This is a genomic window from Pseudomonas sp. MWU16-30317 (genome assembly GCF_020515695.1).
GTDB lineage: Bacteria > Pseudomonadota > Gammaproteobacteria > Pseudomonadales > Pseudomonadaceae > Aquipseudomonas.
In genome coordinates, this window is the sequence record NZ_JAIWJA010000001.1 from 182,848 (window position 1) to 197,794 (window position 14,947).

At 63.2% G+C, this 14,947-nt stretch carries 15 protein-coding genes; 8 read left to right on the forward strand and 7 right to left on the reverse strand.

The window, feature by feature from the left end:
• Window positions 1-73: 73 nt before the first annotated feature.
• The 4 genes from LIX93_RS00870 to LIX93_RS00885 all read right to left on the reverse strand — a co-directional run bounded on the left by LIX93_RS00870 (window position 74) and on the right by LIX93_RS00885 (window position 4,798).
• Window positions 74-1,021 carry a metallophosphoesterase gene (locus LIX93_RS00870; protein WP_226502129.1) on the reverse strand — a complete coding sequence of 316 codons (948 nt, stop codon included), beginning with the start codon at window positions 1,019-1,021 and terminating at the stop codon, window positions 74-76.
• A 90-nt stretch (window positions 1,022-1,111) separates the two neighbouring features.
• Window positions 1,112-2,752 (reverse strand): methyl-accepting chemotaxis protein, encoded by a 1,641-nt coding sequence (locus tag LIX93_RS00875; RefSeq protein WP_226502130.1) that lies wholly within the window; start codon window positions 2,750-2,752, stop codon window positions 1,112-1,114.
• 195 nt (window positions 2,753-2,947) lie between these two features.
• Window positions 2,948-3,994 carry an L-idonate 5-dehydrogenase gene (locus tag LIX93_RS00880; RefSeq protein WP_226502131.1) on the reverse strand — a complete coding sequence of 349 codons (1,047 nt, stop codon included), beginning with the start codon at window positions 3,992-3,994 and terminating at the stop codon, window positions 2,948-2,950.
• A gap of 30 nt (window positions 3,995-4,024) precedes the next feature.
• Window positions 4,025-4,798, reverse strand: a complete 774-nt coding sequence (locus LIX93_RS00885; protein WP_226502132.1) for a glucose 1-dehydrogenase — start codon at window positions 4,796-4,798, stop codon at window positions 4,025-4,027.
• Window positions 4,799-5,025: 227 nt separating this feature from the next.
• Here LIX93_RS00885 and LIX93_RS00890 point away from each other — a divergent pair, with 227 nt between their 5' ends.
• Entirely contained in the window at window positions 5,026-6,204 is a 1,179-nt protein-coding gene (locus LIX93_RS00890) for a GGDEF domain-containing protein (RefSeq protein WP_226502133.1), read from the forward strand.
• A gap of 40 nt (window positions 6,205-6,244) precedes the next feature.
• On the opposite strand, the gene LIX93_RS00895 is transcribed toward LIX93_RS00890, so the two are convergent.
• On the reverse strand, window positions 6,245-7,318 hold the full coding sequence (locus LIX93_RS00895; protein WP_226502134.1) for a nitronate monooxygenase: 1,074 nt from the start codon (window positions 7,316-7,318) through the stop codon (window positions 6,245-6,247).
• On the reverse strand, window positions 7,315-8,235 hold the full coding sequence (locus tag LIX93_RS00900) for a LysR substrate-binding domain-containing protein (RefSeq protein ID WP_226502135.1): 921 nt from the start codon (window positions 8,233-8,235) through the stop codon (window positions 7,315-7,317). Before LIX93_RS00900 ends, LIX93_RS00895 begins: the two co-directional genes overlap by 4 nt.
• A gap of 301 nt (window positions 8,236-8,536) precedes the next feature.
• Here LIX93_RS00900 and hppD point away from each other — a divergent pair, with 301 nt between their 5' ends.
• The 7 genes from hppD (at window position 8,537) to LIX93_RS00935 (ending at window position 13,531) form a co-directional block, all read left to right on the forward strand.
• Entirely contained in the window at window positions 8,537-9,613 is a 1,077-nt protein-coding gene (gene hppD / locus LIX93_RS00905) for a 4-hydroxyphenylpyruvate dioxygenase (protein WP_226502136.1), read from the forward strand.
• Between the two features lie 253 nt (window positions 9,614-9,866).
• On the forward strand, window positions 9,867-10,946 hold the full coding sequence (locus LIX93_RS00910) for a helix-turn-helix domain-containing protein (RefSeq protein WP_226502137.1): 1,080 nt from the start codon (window positions 9,867-9,869) through the stop codon (window positions 10,944-10,946).
• 107 nt (window positions 10,947-11,053) lie between these two features.
• Window positions 11,054-11,575 (forward strand): DUF2589 domain-containing protein, encoded by a 522-nt coding sequence (locus LIX93_RS00915; RefSeq protein WP_226502138.1) that lies wholly within the window; start codon window positions 11,054-11,056, stop codon window positions 11,573-11,575.
• Window positions 11,576-11,592: 17 nt separating this feature from the next.
• Window positions 11,593-12,210, forward strand: a complete 618-nt coding sequence (locus LIX93_RS00920) for a DUF2589 domain-containing protein (protein ID WP_226502139.1) — start codon at window positions 11,593-11,595, stop codon at window positions 12,208-12,210.
• A 78-nt stretch (window positions 12,211-12,288) separates the two neighbouring features.
• Window positions 12,289-12,561, forward strand: a complete 273-nt coding sequence (locus tag LIX93_RS00925) for a hypothetical protein (RefSeq protein WP_226502140.1) — start codon at window positions 12,289-12,291, stop codon at window positions 12,559-12,561.
• Window positions 12,561-12,866: a hypothetical protein gene (locus LIX93_RS00930; protein ID WP_226502141.1), complete on the forward strand. Its 306-nt coding sequence runs from the start codon at window positions 12,561-12,563 to the stop codon at window positions 12,864-12,866. Before LIX93_RS00925 ends, LIX93_RS00930 begins: the two co-directional genes overlap by 1 nt.
• 266 nt (window positions 12,867-13,132) lie before the next feature.
• Window positions 13,133-13,531 (forward strand): hypothetical protein, encoded by a 399-nt coding sequence (locus LIX93_RS00935; RefSeq protein ID WP_226502142.1) that lies wholly within the window; start codon window positions 13,133-13,135, stop codon window positions 13,529-13,531.
• Window positions 13,532-13,644: 113 nt separating this feature from the next.
• Here LIX93_RS00935 and LIX93_RS00940 read toward each other — a convergent pair whose 3' ends face one another.
• Window positions 13,645-14,946 carry a cytochrome c gene (locus tag LIX93_RS00940; protein ID WP_226502143.1) on the reverse strand — a complete coding sequence of 434 codons (1,302 nt, stop codon included), beginning with the start codon at window positions 14,944-14,946 and terminating at the stop codon, window positions 13,645-13,647.
• Window position 14,947 lies beyond the last annotated feature (1 nt).

The window sequence follows — 14,947 nt, forward strand, 5'->3', positions numbered from 1 at the left end:
GGGGGCCCTGATTGACGGTCTCAAGCAGTACGTTAGTGGGCGACTGACGATTGCGCCAGTCGGCCGGCAGGCGCTATCGATGCACGTCAGGCGGCCCATCCACCCAGACGAAATGGTCATTGGACAGCGTCGCCTCACCGCTCCAGCGATAAGCACACAGCTTGCCGTCCGGCGTGCCCTTGCCGATGGAGTAATCCAGCACGGCAATATGCGGCGTGTGAATGCGCGGCGTACCGCTGGCCCAGTAATGGCCGATGAACACCGGGCGCAGCTCGTCGTAGTTGTACAGCAGCGTCTGGGGCAGTGGCAGCTGCGGTAGCCGCGAACGCAATTGCTCGTCGACGATCGCCGCGCCGGCATAGGTTTGCGCGGCGCGGTCCCACCAGCGCGTACGCGTGGTGTCCCGCTGCACGCCGTCCTTGTCGGTGTAGAAGACGCCGTCGGGCAACTGGACCTCGGTGCCTTTGAGGACGGTTTCGACGGCTCGATGGGCCAGTGAATCGCTGTCGTGCAAGATCGGCCAGGCGCTGTCCTTGATCGAGTGATCGGCGTTCAGGTATGGCGCCAGCGCATCCAGATAGCCCTGATGCCAGCAAGCGTGCACCGCGCGAATCTCGCCGGTGTCCAGATAGACCGGCAAGGTCTTGAACCACGCGATCAGCTCTTTATGCTGCCTGGACTCGAGCGCCACCTCGCGGATGAAGGCCTGGTGCTGATGGCTGTTCTTCTCGCTTCTGGGCCGCAGATAGTCGCCGGGCCGTTCGGTATCGAGGGTGGCGAAGCCTACCGCGTTGTATTCATGGTTGCCCATGATCGCTTGCGCCGAGCCGGCATCGACCATGGCGCGGACGATATTGACGGTATGCAGTTGCTGCGGGCCGCGGTCGACATAGTCGCCGAGGAACACCGCCTGGCGTTCGGAGTGGCGCCAGGCCGAGCCGCGTTTGTGGTAGCCGAGCTTTTGCAGCAGTGCTTCCAGGCGCTCGGCATAGCCGTGGATGTCGCCGATCAGATCCAGCATGAAAATCTCCTTTTTCATCATGCCGGACAGTGTAAGGGCTCCCAGAGTAAAAGCGCGACAGGGCTGTCGCAACCGCCTGGGGACACCCCGTCAGATCTTGAACTTGCTCACCAGCGTCCTGAACGACACGGCCAGGCGGGAAAGCTCCAGGGTCGACTCGTTGGTCTGGCGCGCACCGCTTGAGCTCTGGGTCGACAGGTCCTGGATATTCACCAGATTGCGGTCCACTTCACGCGCAACCTGCGCTTGCTCCTCCGACGCGCTGGCGATCACCATGTTGCGCTCGTTGATCTGCGAAACCCCGGCGGTGATGCGCTCCAGTGCATAGCCCGCTTCGGCGGCTTCGGTCTGGGTTTCGCCGGCCAGCACCTGGCTTTTGCTCATGGCCACCACCGCCGCATCCGCGCCGGTGCGGACCGCGTTGATCATGGTCTCGATGTCACCGGTCGAGGATTGGGTACGGTGTGCCAAGGCGCGCACCTCATCCGCCACCACCGCGAAGCCCCGGCCTTGTTCCCCGGCCCGCGCCGCTTCGATCGCCGCGTTGAGGGCCAGCAGGTTGGTTTGTTCTGCAATGGCGCGAATCACATCCAGGACCTTGCTGATCTCCCGGATTTGACCGGCCAGCAGCTCGACTTTCTGAGTGGAGTCGCCGATGCCGGTGGCCATGACGCTGATCGACTGGATGGTTTTCCTGACTTGAGTACCGCCGGTCAACGCGTCCTTGCTGGTCTGCTCGGAGGCGTCCGAAGTGCTGACCGCGTTGCGGGCAACTTCTTCCACGGCGGCTGTCAGTTCATTGACCGCTGTGGCGGCTTGCTGGATTTCGTCATTCTGGCGAGTCAGGCCCTGGGAGCTTTCGGTGGTGACCGCGCTCAACTCTTCGGCGGCCGCGGCCAGTTGATCCGAGGCATTGGCAATCTCGCGGATGGTCGACTTCAAGTTTCCTTGCATCGTGGCGAACGCGCCGAGTAGCAGGCCGATTTCGTCTTTGCCGCCACCCTCGATAGCGAAGGTCAGATCACCTTCGGCGATGCGTCGGGCACTTATCAGTGCGCCATTGATGGGGCGGGTAATGGCTCGAGTGATGATCAAACCGATAGTGATCGCGAGCACGAACGCGATCAGCACGCCCAGGGCAAGCATCAGGTTCGCATGATCGTCCGTCGCCTGCGCAGCCTGGCCCGCTTCAGTGCCTTGCCGTTTGTTGGACGCGATGATCAGTTTCAACTCATTGTTGACGCTGGTGTAGGCAGGCTCTATCTGCGTCTGGAACGTCCGAAGCGCGGCGTCCATATTGCCGCTCTGGACATCCCGAGTCATCTGGTTGGCCAGGGCTATATAGGCGGGCCAGTCTTTTTCGAACTGGTCGCCGGCGACGCGCTCGTCATCTTCCAGGGGCGTCTGGCGGTACTGTTTGAACTGGCTTTCGACGTCTTGCTGATTGTTGTTCATCGACTCAATGGCTGCGTCGATGTCGGCTTGCGTGCCTTGGGTCAACTTCAGCAGGAGGATCTTGTGCACGTCACGATAGTGAGCGATGGCGTTTGCCCGCGCATTACTCGTGTATTCGATCGAAACAAGGCTGTTGGTGAGAATATCCTTGAGATTGGCGCTGATCGAGCTGATGCCCAGATGCCCGACGAAACCAACGCCGAGCGTGATGCACGCACAAAGCACAAACGCCGTGAGTAGTTTGGTCGCCAGTTTGATGTCGTTCAGGAAGGTCATTTTTCAATTCTCTCGTTTTGATCGGGGTGAAAAATGCAAGGCGATGACATTATTGTGACATCACCTACTAGCCTATCGACTGAGCGAGAGGGTTCTGAACGAAATGCCAGGTGAAACTATTTACACCCTTTGACAACCCGTCTTCTTCAGGAGTGCACGCCCGTGCAGTGCGCGTCGAATTTTTCAGTTGCTCAGTCAGTCCTCCACGCCAAAATCCAGCACCACTTTCATCGCCCGGCTCTTGTCCGAGGCCAGTTCGAACGCCTCGACCGCTTGCTGGAAGGGCACCGTGTGGGAGATCATCGGACGCACGTCGATGATCTTGCGGTTGAGCAAGTCCACGGCCTGGGCGAATTCCGGATGAAAACGAAAGGTGCCGCGCAGATCGATCTCGCGGCTGACCAGCAAATTCAACGGCACTGATACATCGCCGCCCAGCCCGACGGTCACTACCACGCCGCGCGGCGCGACGCACTCCAGGCCGTTGCGCAGGGCCTGGGCGCTGCCGGAGACTTCGAACATCACGTCGAAAAAGCCTTTGTCGACGGTGTAACGCTGCAACGCATCGGCCTCGATGGCCAGATTGTGGGTGCGGTTGGCGCCCATCTTTTCGGCGCAGACCAGCGGCCCGGCGGCCAGGTCGACGGCGACGATCTGCCCGGCACCGGCGGCGCGCAGACTGCCGATCAACAGATTGCCGATGGGACCGCAACCGGTCACCAGCACGCGTTTGCCGAAGATCGCCCCGGCGCGCTGGATGGCATGCAGGCCCACGGACAGCGGCTCGGCCATGGCACCCTCGGCCAGGCTGACATGATCGGCCAGCACGTGGGCCTGATGCGTGTCGATCACCAGTGACTCCTGGAACGCGCCCTGGATATGCGGGAACGGCATGGCGCTGCCGTAAAAGCGCATGTGCAGGCAGTGATTGGGCAGGCCCTGCTGGCAGAAGCGGCACCCCCCACAAGGCCGGGATGGCGATACCGCAATCCGCTGGCCGACCCGCAGCGGCCCGGCGTCGCTGCCCACGGCGTCGATCACCGCAGAGACTTCATGGCCCAGCACCATGGGCTCGCGCAGGCGCACGGCGCCGAAACCACCGTGCTGGTAGTAGTGCAGATCAGAGCCGCAGATACCGCCCCGGGCAATACGCACGCGAAGCTGGTGGGGGGCCAGGGGCTGGGGTTGAGGTTGAGGTTCGACCCGCAGGTCTTTCGAAGCGTGGCAGACAATGGCGTGCATGAGGCTCTCCGATTGTTTTGGTGTTCAGCGTCAGAGCGAAGCGGTGATGCCGCCATCGACATAAAGAATATGGCCGTTGACGAAGCTGGCCGCGTCGCTGGCCAGAAACACCGCAGCGCCGGCCAGTTCGGCGACGTCACCCCAACGGCGGCTGGGGGTGCGCTTGACCAGCCAGTCGCTGAACTCGGGGTCGGCCACCAGTTTGGCGTTGAGTTCGGTCTTGAAGTAACCGGGGCCGATGCCGTTGATGGTCAGGCCGTGGGGCCCCCAATCGATGGCCATGCCCTTGGTGAGCATTTTCAGCGCGCCTTTGCTGGCCGCATACGGGGCGATGCCTGGGCGGCCGAGTTCGCTTTGCACCGAGCAGATATTGATGATGCGCCCGCGCTGGCGCGGGATCATCACCCGTGCCACCGCCTGGCCCACCAGAAACGCGCTGTCCAGGTTGGTGCTGAGCAGTTCGCGCCAATGCTGCTCGCTGTAATCCTCCAAGGGGCCGCGGCGCTGCATGCCGGCATTGTTGACGAGGATTTCCAGCGGCCCCAGGCGCGCTTCGATGTCGGCCACGGCGGCCTGGATGGCGCTGCTGTCGGTCACATCGAAGGCCTGGGTGTGCACCTTCAGGCCTTCTGCGGCCAACAGCGCGGCACTGTCGCGCAAGGTGCTTTGGTTGCGCCCGTTGAGCACCACCTGGGCGCCGGCCTGGGCCAGGCCACGGGCAATGCCCAGGCCGATGCCGGCGCTGGAGCCGGTGATCAAGGCGAGGCGGCCGTCGAGGCGGAAGGTATCAAGAACATTTGGCATCTAAGGGCCCTTACATAGAGAGGGTTCTGTCAGGCAAGAGGTATGACGACTATTACTAAAGCGCAGAGTGGCGCCCAGGTCCAATCTGCATTCCTGATGGGGGTGTCAGAATTGCTGATAGGGCCCGCGCTTGATAAAGCGGCCTTGATGTCGCAGGTGTTCTGGAGGCGCGCCAAACCCCTTACACTTGAAACCTCTCCATCGTAGTCCTGACAGGCTGATCAGCAATGGCGCTCGACCCCCTCACCATGTTGACCCTCTCCATCGCCCTGGCAGCCGCTGCCGCGCTGTACCTGGCGGTGGAGTGGCGCAGCGTACGCGAGCGTTCGCTACTGCTCTGGAGCGCCGGCTTCGCCCTCATCAGCGTGGGCTCGACCCTGGCCTTGCTGCGCAGCAGCGGCCTGTTGCTGATCGGTATCTGGTTCGCCAATGGCCTGCTGGTCACGGCTCACTGGCTGTTTTTGCTGGGGGTGGCGCGTTTCACCCAGGCGCGTCTGGGGCGGGGCTGGTATCTGATCTTCGCGCTCTGGGTGGCGATGCTGCTGTTGCCGGGTGGGCCGCTTTGGTCGACGGTCATGTTGATCGTCAATTCCACGCTGGTGGCGCTGTTGATGCTGCGGGCCAGCCTGCTCCTGCGGCCCCACGGCAAGTCACTGAGTGTGGGAGCGGTGCAGCTGCGTTACGTCCTGCTGTTGCATGGGGTTTTCTATCTGGTCAAAGCCATCACGGCGGCGCTGCCCGGCACGTTGATCGACCTGGCGACCTTTGGTGGACAGATCATTCGTATTTCCCTGGTCGAGGGGGTCATGGCGATCATGCTGATCGCGCTGTCGATGACCGGCACCGAACGCTACCGGCGCGAGCGACACATCGCCCGGCTGGCCGCCCGCGATCCGTTGACGGCCCTGTATAACCGCCGCGCCCTCGAAGTCAGGGCGCCACGGGTGTTCGCCGAGGTCGGGACGGGCCGCCCAGGTGCGTTGCTGCTGATCGACATCGATAACTTCAAGCTGGTCAACGACCTCTACGGCCATACGGCCGGCGACCGCCTGCTGGTCGAGCTGAGCGAGATGATCCGCCGGTTGCTGCCCGAACGTGCACTGGCGGCACGGCTGGGCGGTGACGAGTTCGTGCTGTTGCTCGGTAACGCCTCCCTTGACGCTGTCGTCGAGCTGGGCGGTGCACTGCGCGCGCGATTCCATCAGGCCGCAGCGCAGGCGTTCGCGACGCCCGCCGCCGTGACCTTGAGCATCGGCGTCAGTCTGTTCGACCAGCCGCCTGCCAGCCTGGCGGCTTTGATCGAGCAGGGCGATGCCGCGCTGTACGAATCCAAGCGCGGCGGGCGCGACAGTATCCGTCTGGTCGATCGCACCGTTGCCGCAGACGGGCCGCTCGGCGCGGATTGACGGCACGCGGCGAGGCTATCGCGTCACTGGCATGCTGGCTTCAGCGAGCGGTCGCAGCGGCATATTCCTTCATCAACACCGCCACCAACTCACCGGCAGGCATTGCCCTGGCCAGCGGCGCGCCTTGCCCGGCCCATTCAGCGGCGAAGTCGTTGCTGCCTTGGCTCGCGGCCAACGCGTGCAGCGCTTTACCGGCGTCGTAGGCGAGTGGGTATTCGGCATGCAGGGGCGGGTGGGTTGCCGAGTGCTCAAGATACAGCCGGTTGACCAGGCCCCGGGCAGGGCGCCCGGAGACGCTGCTGGTGATGCGCGTGTCGCTGGCCCGCGCGCTGCCTAACGCCGCCCGGTGCGCGGGCGTGGCGGATGATTCCGGGCTGAGGATAAACGCGGTGCCCAACTGCACCGCACTGGCGCCTAGCTGCAAGGCAGCCGCGATGCCGGCGCCGTCCATGATGCCGCCGGCAGCGATCACTGGCAGGTCGAGGTGGGTGGTGATCAGCCGCAACAGCGCGAACAGGCCCAACTGCGCGTCCTTACCGGGTGCATCATCGAACACGCCCCGGTGGCCGCCGGCTTCGACGCCTTGGGCGACGATGGCATCGACGCCATGATCGGCGAGGACCTGCGCCTCGTGCAGCGTCGTCGCGCAGCCGAGAGTGAAAATGCCCGCCGCCTGCAACTGCTGGACCGACTCCGCTGGTGGCACACCGAAGTGGAAGCTCACCACCGCGGGCCGTTCTTCAATCAGCATCTGCAACATGGCGCTGTCGGCAAGGAACGAAGTGTAGATTTCTTTCAGGTTCGTCGGTGGTTCGCCCCCCAGCGCTTCGAACAGTGGCCGCAGATGCGCCAGCCAGGCCGCATTGCGCGCGTCGTCGAAACGCGCTGGCGCATGGCAGAACAGGTTGACGTTGAACGGCTGCTCGGTCAGGGCGCGAGTCTTGTCGATCAGCGCCCGGCCAAGCTCGGCAGTGCTGGCCCCAAGGCCAATGGAGCCCAGACCGCCGGCGTTGGACACCGCCGCCGCCAGCTCCGGCGTGGAGACCCCGACCATCGGTGCCTGGATGATCGGGTGATCGATGTGCAGCTGTTGGAGAAGGGCGTGGGTGTTCATTGCAGGGTCCCCTTTTCTGGCAAGGCGATGGATGTTGGCGATTGCCCGCTCAGGGCGCTGAGCTGGGCGAACGCCGGGGTGGCGTAACCGTTGCGGTGGACGAGCCATGTGTCCACGTCCAGCGCGTGAGTGGCCTGGATGCCGGCCATGGGGCCGTTACGCTCAAGCACACTTTGGGGGACGAAGCTCGCACATTGCCCGGCGGCGACGCGGGCGATCATTTCGTCGTAGGAGGTCACATCCTCGATGTGCAGACGCTGGGCGCCGTCCGGCCACTGGTCTGCAATCCAGCGCTGCCCCAGTGCTCGATAGGTGCAGCCAGCCTTGAACGCGGCCAGGCGTAATGGGGCATCGCCTGGCGCTACGAGAGTGGGCCGCGCGGCTGAAATCAACAGCATGATCTGCTCGCGAAACACCGCCCGCCCGTCGAGGTTTTGCGCTGCCAGCAGCGTTTGCGCCGAGCCGTGCTCGTGTGGGGGCAGGGCGATATAGGCGCAATCAATCAGGCCGTCGTCCAGTGCGCGCAGCAGCCCCAGGGAGTGGCCGGTGCTTACCTTGAGGTCCACGCCGGGCCATTGTCGATGGAACGCGCCGACTACCGCTGGCAGGCGCGTGGCCGCAGTACTTTCCATGGCGCCGATGCGCAGGGTGCCGTTCGGCTGAGTCGGGTGCATGGCCTGCCGGGCTTCATCGGCCAATGCCAGCAGGCGCATTGAATAGTCCATTAACACCCGGCCTTGTTCGGTCAACGCCATACGCTTGCCTTCGCGCGAAAACAGCGCGGCGCCCAGTGATTCTTCCAACTGCTGAATGCGCGTTGAAACATTGGATTGTGCCCGCCCCAGGCGCGCGGCCGCCTTGGTGACGCTCATTTCAGCGGCGACGATCTGGAAGATTTCCAGGGAGGCGAGGTCCATTTACGTTCTCTTAAAAAGATTGATAAGATTTATAATATCTCAATAAAAGATCGATTGGCGCAAGGTACGCTGACCGATGGCGTCCAGCTACTCGTTTGACAGCACGCTGCAAACGGCGGACATTGCCCAGACGTAAGCTCATTACGCCCATAAGGATAAAAGAATCCATGAAGGTTCTAGGTTTGCAGTTGATCCACGGTGACTTTTTGGCGCGCAGTGTGCGGGGCATTCCCTGTGCGCCGCCAGAGGATCGGTAGATAGGAACGCTCTCTACTCTTCTTGTGCCTACCGGAAATCAACCATGACTGATCTTTATGAAAACCCCATGGGCCTGATGGGCTTCGAATTCATCGAATTCGCCTCGCCCACCGCCAACACCCTGGAGCCTGTATTGGCGATCATGGGCTTCAGCAAAGTCGCCCAGCATCGCTCCAAACAGGTGACGCTCTACCGTCAGGGCGCGATCAATATCATCGTCAACCACGAGCCTGGCAGCCCGGCCGCGTATTTCGCCGCCGAGCACGGCCCCTCGGTGTGTGGCATGGCCTTTCGCGTGCGCAACGCCCATTTTGCCTACAAACGCGCGCTGGAGCTCGGCGCCCAGCCGGTCGAGATCGCCACCGGGCCCATGGAGCTGCGCTTGCCGGCTATCCGCGGGATCGGTGGCGCGCCGCTGTACCTGATCGATCGCTTCGGCGAAGGCACCTCGATCTACGACATCGATTTCGAATTCATCGAAGGCGTCGACCGTCACCCGCAAGGCGCCGGGCTGAAGCTGATCGACCACCTGACCCACAACGTCTACCGCGGCCGTATGGCCTACTGGGCGAACTTCTACGAAACCCTGTTCAACTTTCGCGAGATCCGCTACTTCGACATCAAGGGCGAATACACCGGCCTGACCTCCAAGGCCATGACCGCCCCCGACGGCATGATCCGCATCCCGTTGAACGAGGAGTCGTCCAAGGGCGCCGGGCAGATCGAGGAATTCCTCATGCAGTTCAACGGCGAGGGCATTCAGCACGTGGCCTTTATCACCGACGACCTGATCAAGACCTGGGACGCGCTCAAGGCCCTGGGTATGCGCTTCATGACCGCGCCGCCCGCCACTTACTACGAGATGCTGCAGGGGCGACTGCCTGATCACGGCGAGCCGCAGGATGCTTTGCAGTCGCGCGGTATCCTGCTCGATGGCAGTTCGCAGGACGGCCGACCGCGCTTGTTGTTGCAGATATTCTCCGAAGCGCTGATGGGGCCGGTGTTTTTCGAGTTCATTCAACGCAAGGGCGATGACGGCTTTGGCGAGGGCAATTTCAAGGCGCTGTTCGAATCCATCGAACGCGATCAGGTGCGCCGCGGGGTATTGGCGGCGACCTGAGGGCAGTCTGGCCGGGTATCGACTCGAGGCCCGGCAGTCCTTGCTTGCCAGCGCTATTCTGTAGCTTGCGCTATACCGGGCATCGACGACCTGCATGCCGGCCTGCTCAGCATCGACCCGTGGACCGACGTTGGCCGATGCCGAACCTGAGCCTGCGTATCAGCGTGCAGTGCAACAGGGAAATGCGCTCCTATGTTTCATCGCCGCTCTTCATGAATCAATCCGCCGACTCGACCATAGATGAGCCGGTACGATGGACTTCGATTTCTTTCCTCAAGGTAACAGCCACGACAACGCGCAAGGTAGCGCAGCCATTCCCAGCTTTCACAGCACGACGCTCGATGTGCCGTGCGATCAGCGCCTGCGCGCCTGGCGGCTGACCATCGAGGCGCTGTTCGAAGCGAACGCCGCCGAGGGGGAGGGGTTTTCAGCCTGCCTGACGGTCTACCATTTCAACCGCTTCCTGTTGTGCCGCGGGCGCCTCGATGGGGCCCGCTACTACCGCGACAGTGTGCGGCTGGGCTGGTGTGACCTCGATCATTATCTGTTGCACCTGCCGCTGCAGCGCGGATTGGTGGCAGGCAACGGCCTGCGGGTGCGTGCTTCGGACATGGTGATGCTCGATCTGGCCCAGCCGGCCGACTTCCGTACGACCGCCAGCGAGGGCGTGAGCCTGTTGATTCCGCGCACGGCATTGGCGCCACTGCTACATGACGCCGAGCAATTGCATGGCCGGGTGTTGCGCCGCGACTCGGCCGCCGGCGAGTTCTTGTCTGTGCTGTTGGTGTCGTTGGCCGCTGCGGCGCCGCGGCTGGTCATGCATGAGGCGCTCAGGCTGACGCGGCCGATTATCGAGTTGGTGGCGGCCTGCTTCGGCCAGACCGCTGCTCGTCAAGCGCCGGCGCCCTCGACCTTGCATGTCGACCTAGGCCGCCGGGTGCGGGCCTATATCGAGCAGAACCTGCACCGCGAAGACCTCGCTCCGGTAACGCTGGCCAAGGAGCTGGGGGTGTCGCGCAGCCAGCTCTATCGGGCCTTCGAGAGGCTTGGCGGCGTGTGTCATTACCTGCGCCAGCGCCGGCTGCGCCGATGTCTGTTGGCACTGTGCGACGTCGCCAACAGCGGGCGGCATATCGTCGACCTGGCGTGTGAGCACGGGTTCGCCGATGAAGCCCATTTCAGCCGCCTGTTTCGCAAGGCCTTCGGCTTGTCGCCGCGGGCGGCGCGTACCGCCATGCAGCGCGGTGACCCGTCGGTGTTTTCCGGTCTGCAGGTCAAACCGGGCAACCGCTGCCCCTTCGCGCATTGGGTGCGCGAGCTGATCAGCTGTTGAAAAACTGGCAATCCGGGACGCCTGTACAAGTTCGCGGGACGCACGTCCAAGCCCGTGCCGCGGCCTGTGCCTATCCTGAACGCACTCGACAACAAGGAGTGTCACCCGTGGCCAATCAAGCTCTTCACCTGCTCATCCAGAGCATCGCCGGCGCGGTCGCCGAAGCGCAGGACAAGATGCAGCGCGTCCAGGTGTCCACCGTGCGCCAGTACTTCGACGACGACAACCGCCCGGTGAGCATCGAAGTCAGGTTGCCGTCGTCGTCGCCTGATGCGTGTCCGGGGGAAGAGCGGCTGGTGCGTGTGCCACTGCTGTCACTGATTGGCCCGCGGTTGCTGGCAGTCAAAGACATGGAAATTTCGTTCGACGTGGGCCTTTGCGCAGATAACGGTGGCGATGATTCCGCTTCGCCGGCGGCGCCTGTGGCCAAGAGCACTACTGACCAGAACGCAACGGATGAAAGCGCTGCGGCCTGGCCAATCGCGGCGCACACACCTTTGAACGTCGATCTCGGCGTTCGTCGAAATGGGGAAGGCGGGCCGCTTGCGCACGTCACCCTCAGAGTCGAGACCCAGCCGTGTTCCGAAGGCATGGCTCGATTGGTGCAAAACCTGGATCAATTAATCTGAACAGCAAGGAGATGCTAATGACTGACTTTTCAATGGGTGACCAATTCCGTGGTCTGCCGATGGGCGACCTGATCGGCGCTCCGCTGACGGCCGCCTGTGATGCGCAGGTACGCCTGGCCAATGCCACGGCGGATTTCATCAAGGTGGTGGGCTTCCTGCCGCCGGCGTCCGATGGCGCGGATCCGAGCGGGGTGGGCGGGGTGCGTAACGTGATGTTCCGCTTCGACCGACCCTCGCAGAGCGTGCCCGCTGCCGACGGGGAAAATCCGATGGAGACGGTCGAGCTGGAAGTACCGCTGCTCGCCGTGGTCAAGGTACCGAACCTGTCGATCAACAAGGTCGATGTGAGCTTCGATATGGAGGTGAAAAACGCGTCGCAATTTCGAGAGGCGACCGATACTCAGGGAGCAATGTCGGCTGAAGCCAAGATCGGCTGGGGCCCTTTCAGCGCCAAGGTGACTATTTCGGGCTCGATTTCCTCGCACAAGGAAAACACCCGATCCACTGACCAGTCGGCCAAGTATCACGTGCAGGTGCATGCCGCCGACAACGGCATGCCCGAAGGGCTGGCGCGGGTAATGGGCATGATCGCCCAGTCGGTAGCGCCAAGGAGCATCACCCAGATAACGGCATAAACACGATCGTTGACCTGACCGCCAGCGTTGGGCGGCATCGCGCTGACGGTCAGCCATCTGCCATGGAGGAGACACGCAATGTTCGATTTGACGGACGTAGGATACGTGAAGCGCATCGTGGTCGGCAGCACCGATCCCGAGAAGCTCAGCTCGCAAGCCCAAGTAGAAGATGAGCTTGCCTTGCTCAACCGCTGCCTGAGCGATTCCCCGCGCGGGCGCATCATCGGTATCGAGAAGAATTTTTCGCTGCTCAACATTGGCGAGCACCAGGTCGTGCTGCAGGCGCAGATCTACCACGTCGGTTTTGCGCGCAGACCGTACTGGCTGCCCGATGATGGCGGGCAGTCCTGATGCTGGCCCTGGACGATCTGGCTCATGCCTTGGGTGGCGAGTTGACCCGCGCGCAGCGCAACTGTGCCCGAACATGGCCCGGCACTCGGGTCGCGGCGATGGAGGTCGAGATGGCGGCGACCGTGGAGTGCATCGATGCCTGCGGCACCCTGGCGCTGCGGGTCGGGCGTGTACCAGGCGTCAGGCAGCGGGTGCATCAGCTGCGCATCGAGGTGCCCGGTAGCGACGCGGCGGCTATCACCGTGCGCCTGAACGGCGAGATGTTCGGCCACTACGCGAGCGCTCGTCATGCTCCCACACACTGACCACTCGATATTGCTGGTGCTGTCGGCTGAGCAGAGCAGCCGGTTGCGCGGCCTGATCGACTCGACGGACGTGGCGCCGATCTGTCGGCCCCGGACACGACGAAGAGGCATGAGGAGTGGCTTCTGGCTGTTCACCCTCGTGTTGCTCGTTTGGCTGGGCGGTGAAGTGGCGTCACTTTCTATCCAATGGGCGGCCAATTTTATCCAATGGGCGGCCAACGCGCCCATCCCTTGAACCTCAAACATCACTGACAAGGAGCGTTTGCATGAGGCTTTTTACTTCTACCCTGATCGGCGTTATGGCATTGGCGACACTGTTCTCGGCGTCCGCAGGAGCCGAAAACTTCCAGGGCGTGCTCGAAGACAAGGCGCGTCCTGTCCCGGTCGTCCTCAATTTGCGCGCCGACGCAGCGCCCGGCACGCTTGCCGGCTCCATTCGGTTCGGTGGGCCGTGGGCCTGCGGGCTCGAAGTCGAACTCGCGCAAGTGGTTGAGCAACAGCGCCTGTACTTTCTCAAGGGCGCCGGGGCAGGACGCTGCGCAGTATTGACCGCAGGCTATTTGCATACTCAGCGCGATGACGATGGCTTGGCTGTTACCCTGTTCGACCGGGCCAACCGTGCGCCTGCGCTTTACAGTATTCCCTTCACGCCGGTCAGCTCGTAGCCACGGGTGCGGATTCGCATGGCGTCGTGACGACCTGCTGGGCATCACGCGGGGAGGAGGTGATATCACGATCCAAACCTGTAGCGAGGGGGCAAGCCCCCTCGCTACAGCGATCAATGCTGGGTGACTTGCCCCAGATCGTCGCCAGAGGTGTGCTTCATGTCGCTGGTGCGCAGTTTGGCAACGTCCGCCGCGCTGACGGGCGCGCCTTGGTTGCCCCAGCTGCCGCGAATGAAGCTCACCACGTCAGCGACTTCCTGATCGCTCAAGCGCCAGGCGAACGCCGGCATGGTGAAGGTCGATGGCGCGGTGTGCGTCGCTTGCAAGGTGCCGCCGGCCAACACCACATGGATCAGCGAGGTCGGGACGCTGCCCTGCAGTACCGGATTGCCCGCCAGTGCCGGGAACACCCGGGTGTAGCCATGGCCGTCGGTACGGTGGCAGGCCGCGCAGTTGTCGATATACACCGAGGCACCGCGCTGGCTGTCGTCTCCTTTCCACAGGGCGTCGCCGGCCTTCGGATCGTAGACATGCGGTTTGTCGTTCGGATCACTGGCCGGCAGGGTCTTGAGGTAGCGGGCGATGGCGGTCAGGTCGGCGTCGCTCATGTACTGCATGCTGTGCTCGACCACATCGCTCATGCCGCCGAACACCGCGGTGCGGTCACTGCGGCCGGTCTTGAGGAACTGCACCAGCTCATCTTCGCTCCAGCTGCCCAGGCCGTCCTTGTGGTCACCGCGCAGGCTCTTGGCGATCCAGCCTTCGAGTGGCGCGCTGCCGGCCAGGAACTGGCTGCCGTCGGCGGGGTTGAGGGCTTTTTCCTGCATAGTGATGGCCCGCGGCGTGTGGCAAGCGCCACAGTGGCCAAGGCCTTCGACCAGGTAGGCGCCACGGTTGACCACCGCGTCGCTGCCTGCCGGTGCAGGGGTTGGTTGGACCTTTGGCGCGAACATCTGGCGCCAGATCGCCAGTGGCCAGCGCATGCTCAACGGCCACGGAATGTCGGTGTCCTTGTTCGCCTGCGCCACCGGCTCGACGCCGTGCATGAAGTAAGCGTACAGGGCCTTCATGTCGTCATCGCTGACACTGGCATACGAGGGGAAGGGCATGGCCGGGTAGAGCGTGCTGCCGCTCTTGCCGATGCCATGGCGCACGGCCTGATCGAAGTCATCGAAGCTGTAGCTGCCGATGCCGGTGGCGTCCGGGGTGATGTTGGTGGAGTACACCGTGCCGATTGGCGTTTCCATGCCCAGGCCACCGGCGAACGGCTTGCCGCCCTTGGCGGTGTGGCAGGCTACGCAGTCGCCCGCACGGGCCAGGTATTCACCTTGCTTGACCAGCGGGTCGTTGCTCTCGGCGGCCATCAAAGGCAGGCTGGCGCTCAGCAGCAGGGAGGCGATAAACAGGTTCTTCATG

Excerpts from the sequence above, each read along its gene's own strand:
- LIX93_RS00885 (WP_226502132.1), bottom strand. The coding sequence starts at position 4,798 with ATGCCAAATGTTCTTGATACCTTCCGCCTCGACGGCCGCCTCGCCTTG.
- LIX93_RS00930 (WP_226502141.1), top strand. The coding sequence starts at position 12,561 with ATGCTGGCCCTGGACGATCTGGCTCATGCCTTGGGTGGCGAGTTGACC.
- LIX93_RS00870 (WP_226502129.1), bottom strand. The coding sequence starts at position 1,021 with ATGCTGGATCTGATCGGCGACATCCACGGCTATGCCGAGCGCCTGGAA.
- LIX93_RS00880 (WP_226502131.1), bottom strand. The coding sequence starts at position 3,994 with ATGCACGCCATTGTCTGCCACGCTTCGAAAGACCTGCGGGTCGAACCT.
- LIX93_RS00890 (WP_226502133.1), top strand. The coding sequence starts at position 5,026 with ATGGCGCTCGACCCCCTCACCATGTTGACCCTCTCCATCGCCCTGGCA.
- LIX93_RS00875 (WP_226502130.1), bottom strand. The coding sequence starts at position 2,752 with ATGACCTTCCTGAACGACATCAAACTGGCGACCAAACTACTCACGGCG.
- hppD (WP_226502136.1), top strand. The coding sequence starts at position 8,537 with ATGACTGATCTTTATGAAAACCCCATGGGCCTGATGGGCTTCGAATTC.
- LIX93_RS00900 (WP_226502135.1), bottom strand. The coding sequence starts at position 8,235 with ATGGACCTCGCCTCCCTGGAAATCTTCCAGATCGTCGCCGCTGAAATG.
- LIX93_RS00935 (WP_226502142.1), top strand. The coding sequence starts at position 13,133 with ATGAGGCTTTTTACTTCTACCCTGATCGGCGTTATGGCATTGGCGACA.
- LIX93_RS00895 (WP_226502134.1), bottom strand. The coding sequence starts at position 7,318 with ATGAACACCCACGCCCTTCTCCAACAGCTGCACATCGATCACCCGATC.
- LIX93_RS00925 (WP_226502140.1), top strand. The coding sequence starts at position 12,289 with ATGTTCGATTTGACGGACGTAGGATACGTGAAGCGCATCGTGGTCGGC.
- LIX93_RS00940 (WP_226502143.1), bottom strand. The coding sequence starts at position 14,946 with ATGAAGAACCTGTTTATCGCCTCCCTGCTGCTGAGCGCCAGCCTGCCT.
- LIX93_RS00920 (WP_226502139.1), top strand. The coding sequence starts at position 11,593 with ATGACTGACTTTTCAATGGGTGACCAATTCCGTGGTCTGCCGATGGGC.
- LIX93_RS00910 (WP_226502137.1), top strand. The coding sequence starts at position 9,867 with ATGGACTTCGATTTCTTTCCTCAAGGTAACAGCCACGACAACGCGCAA.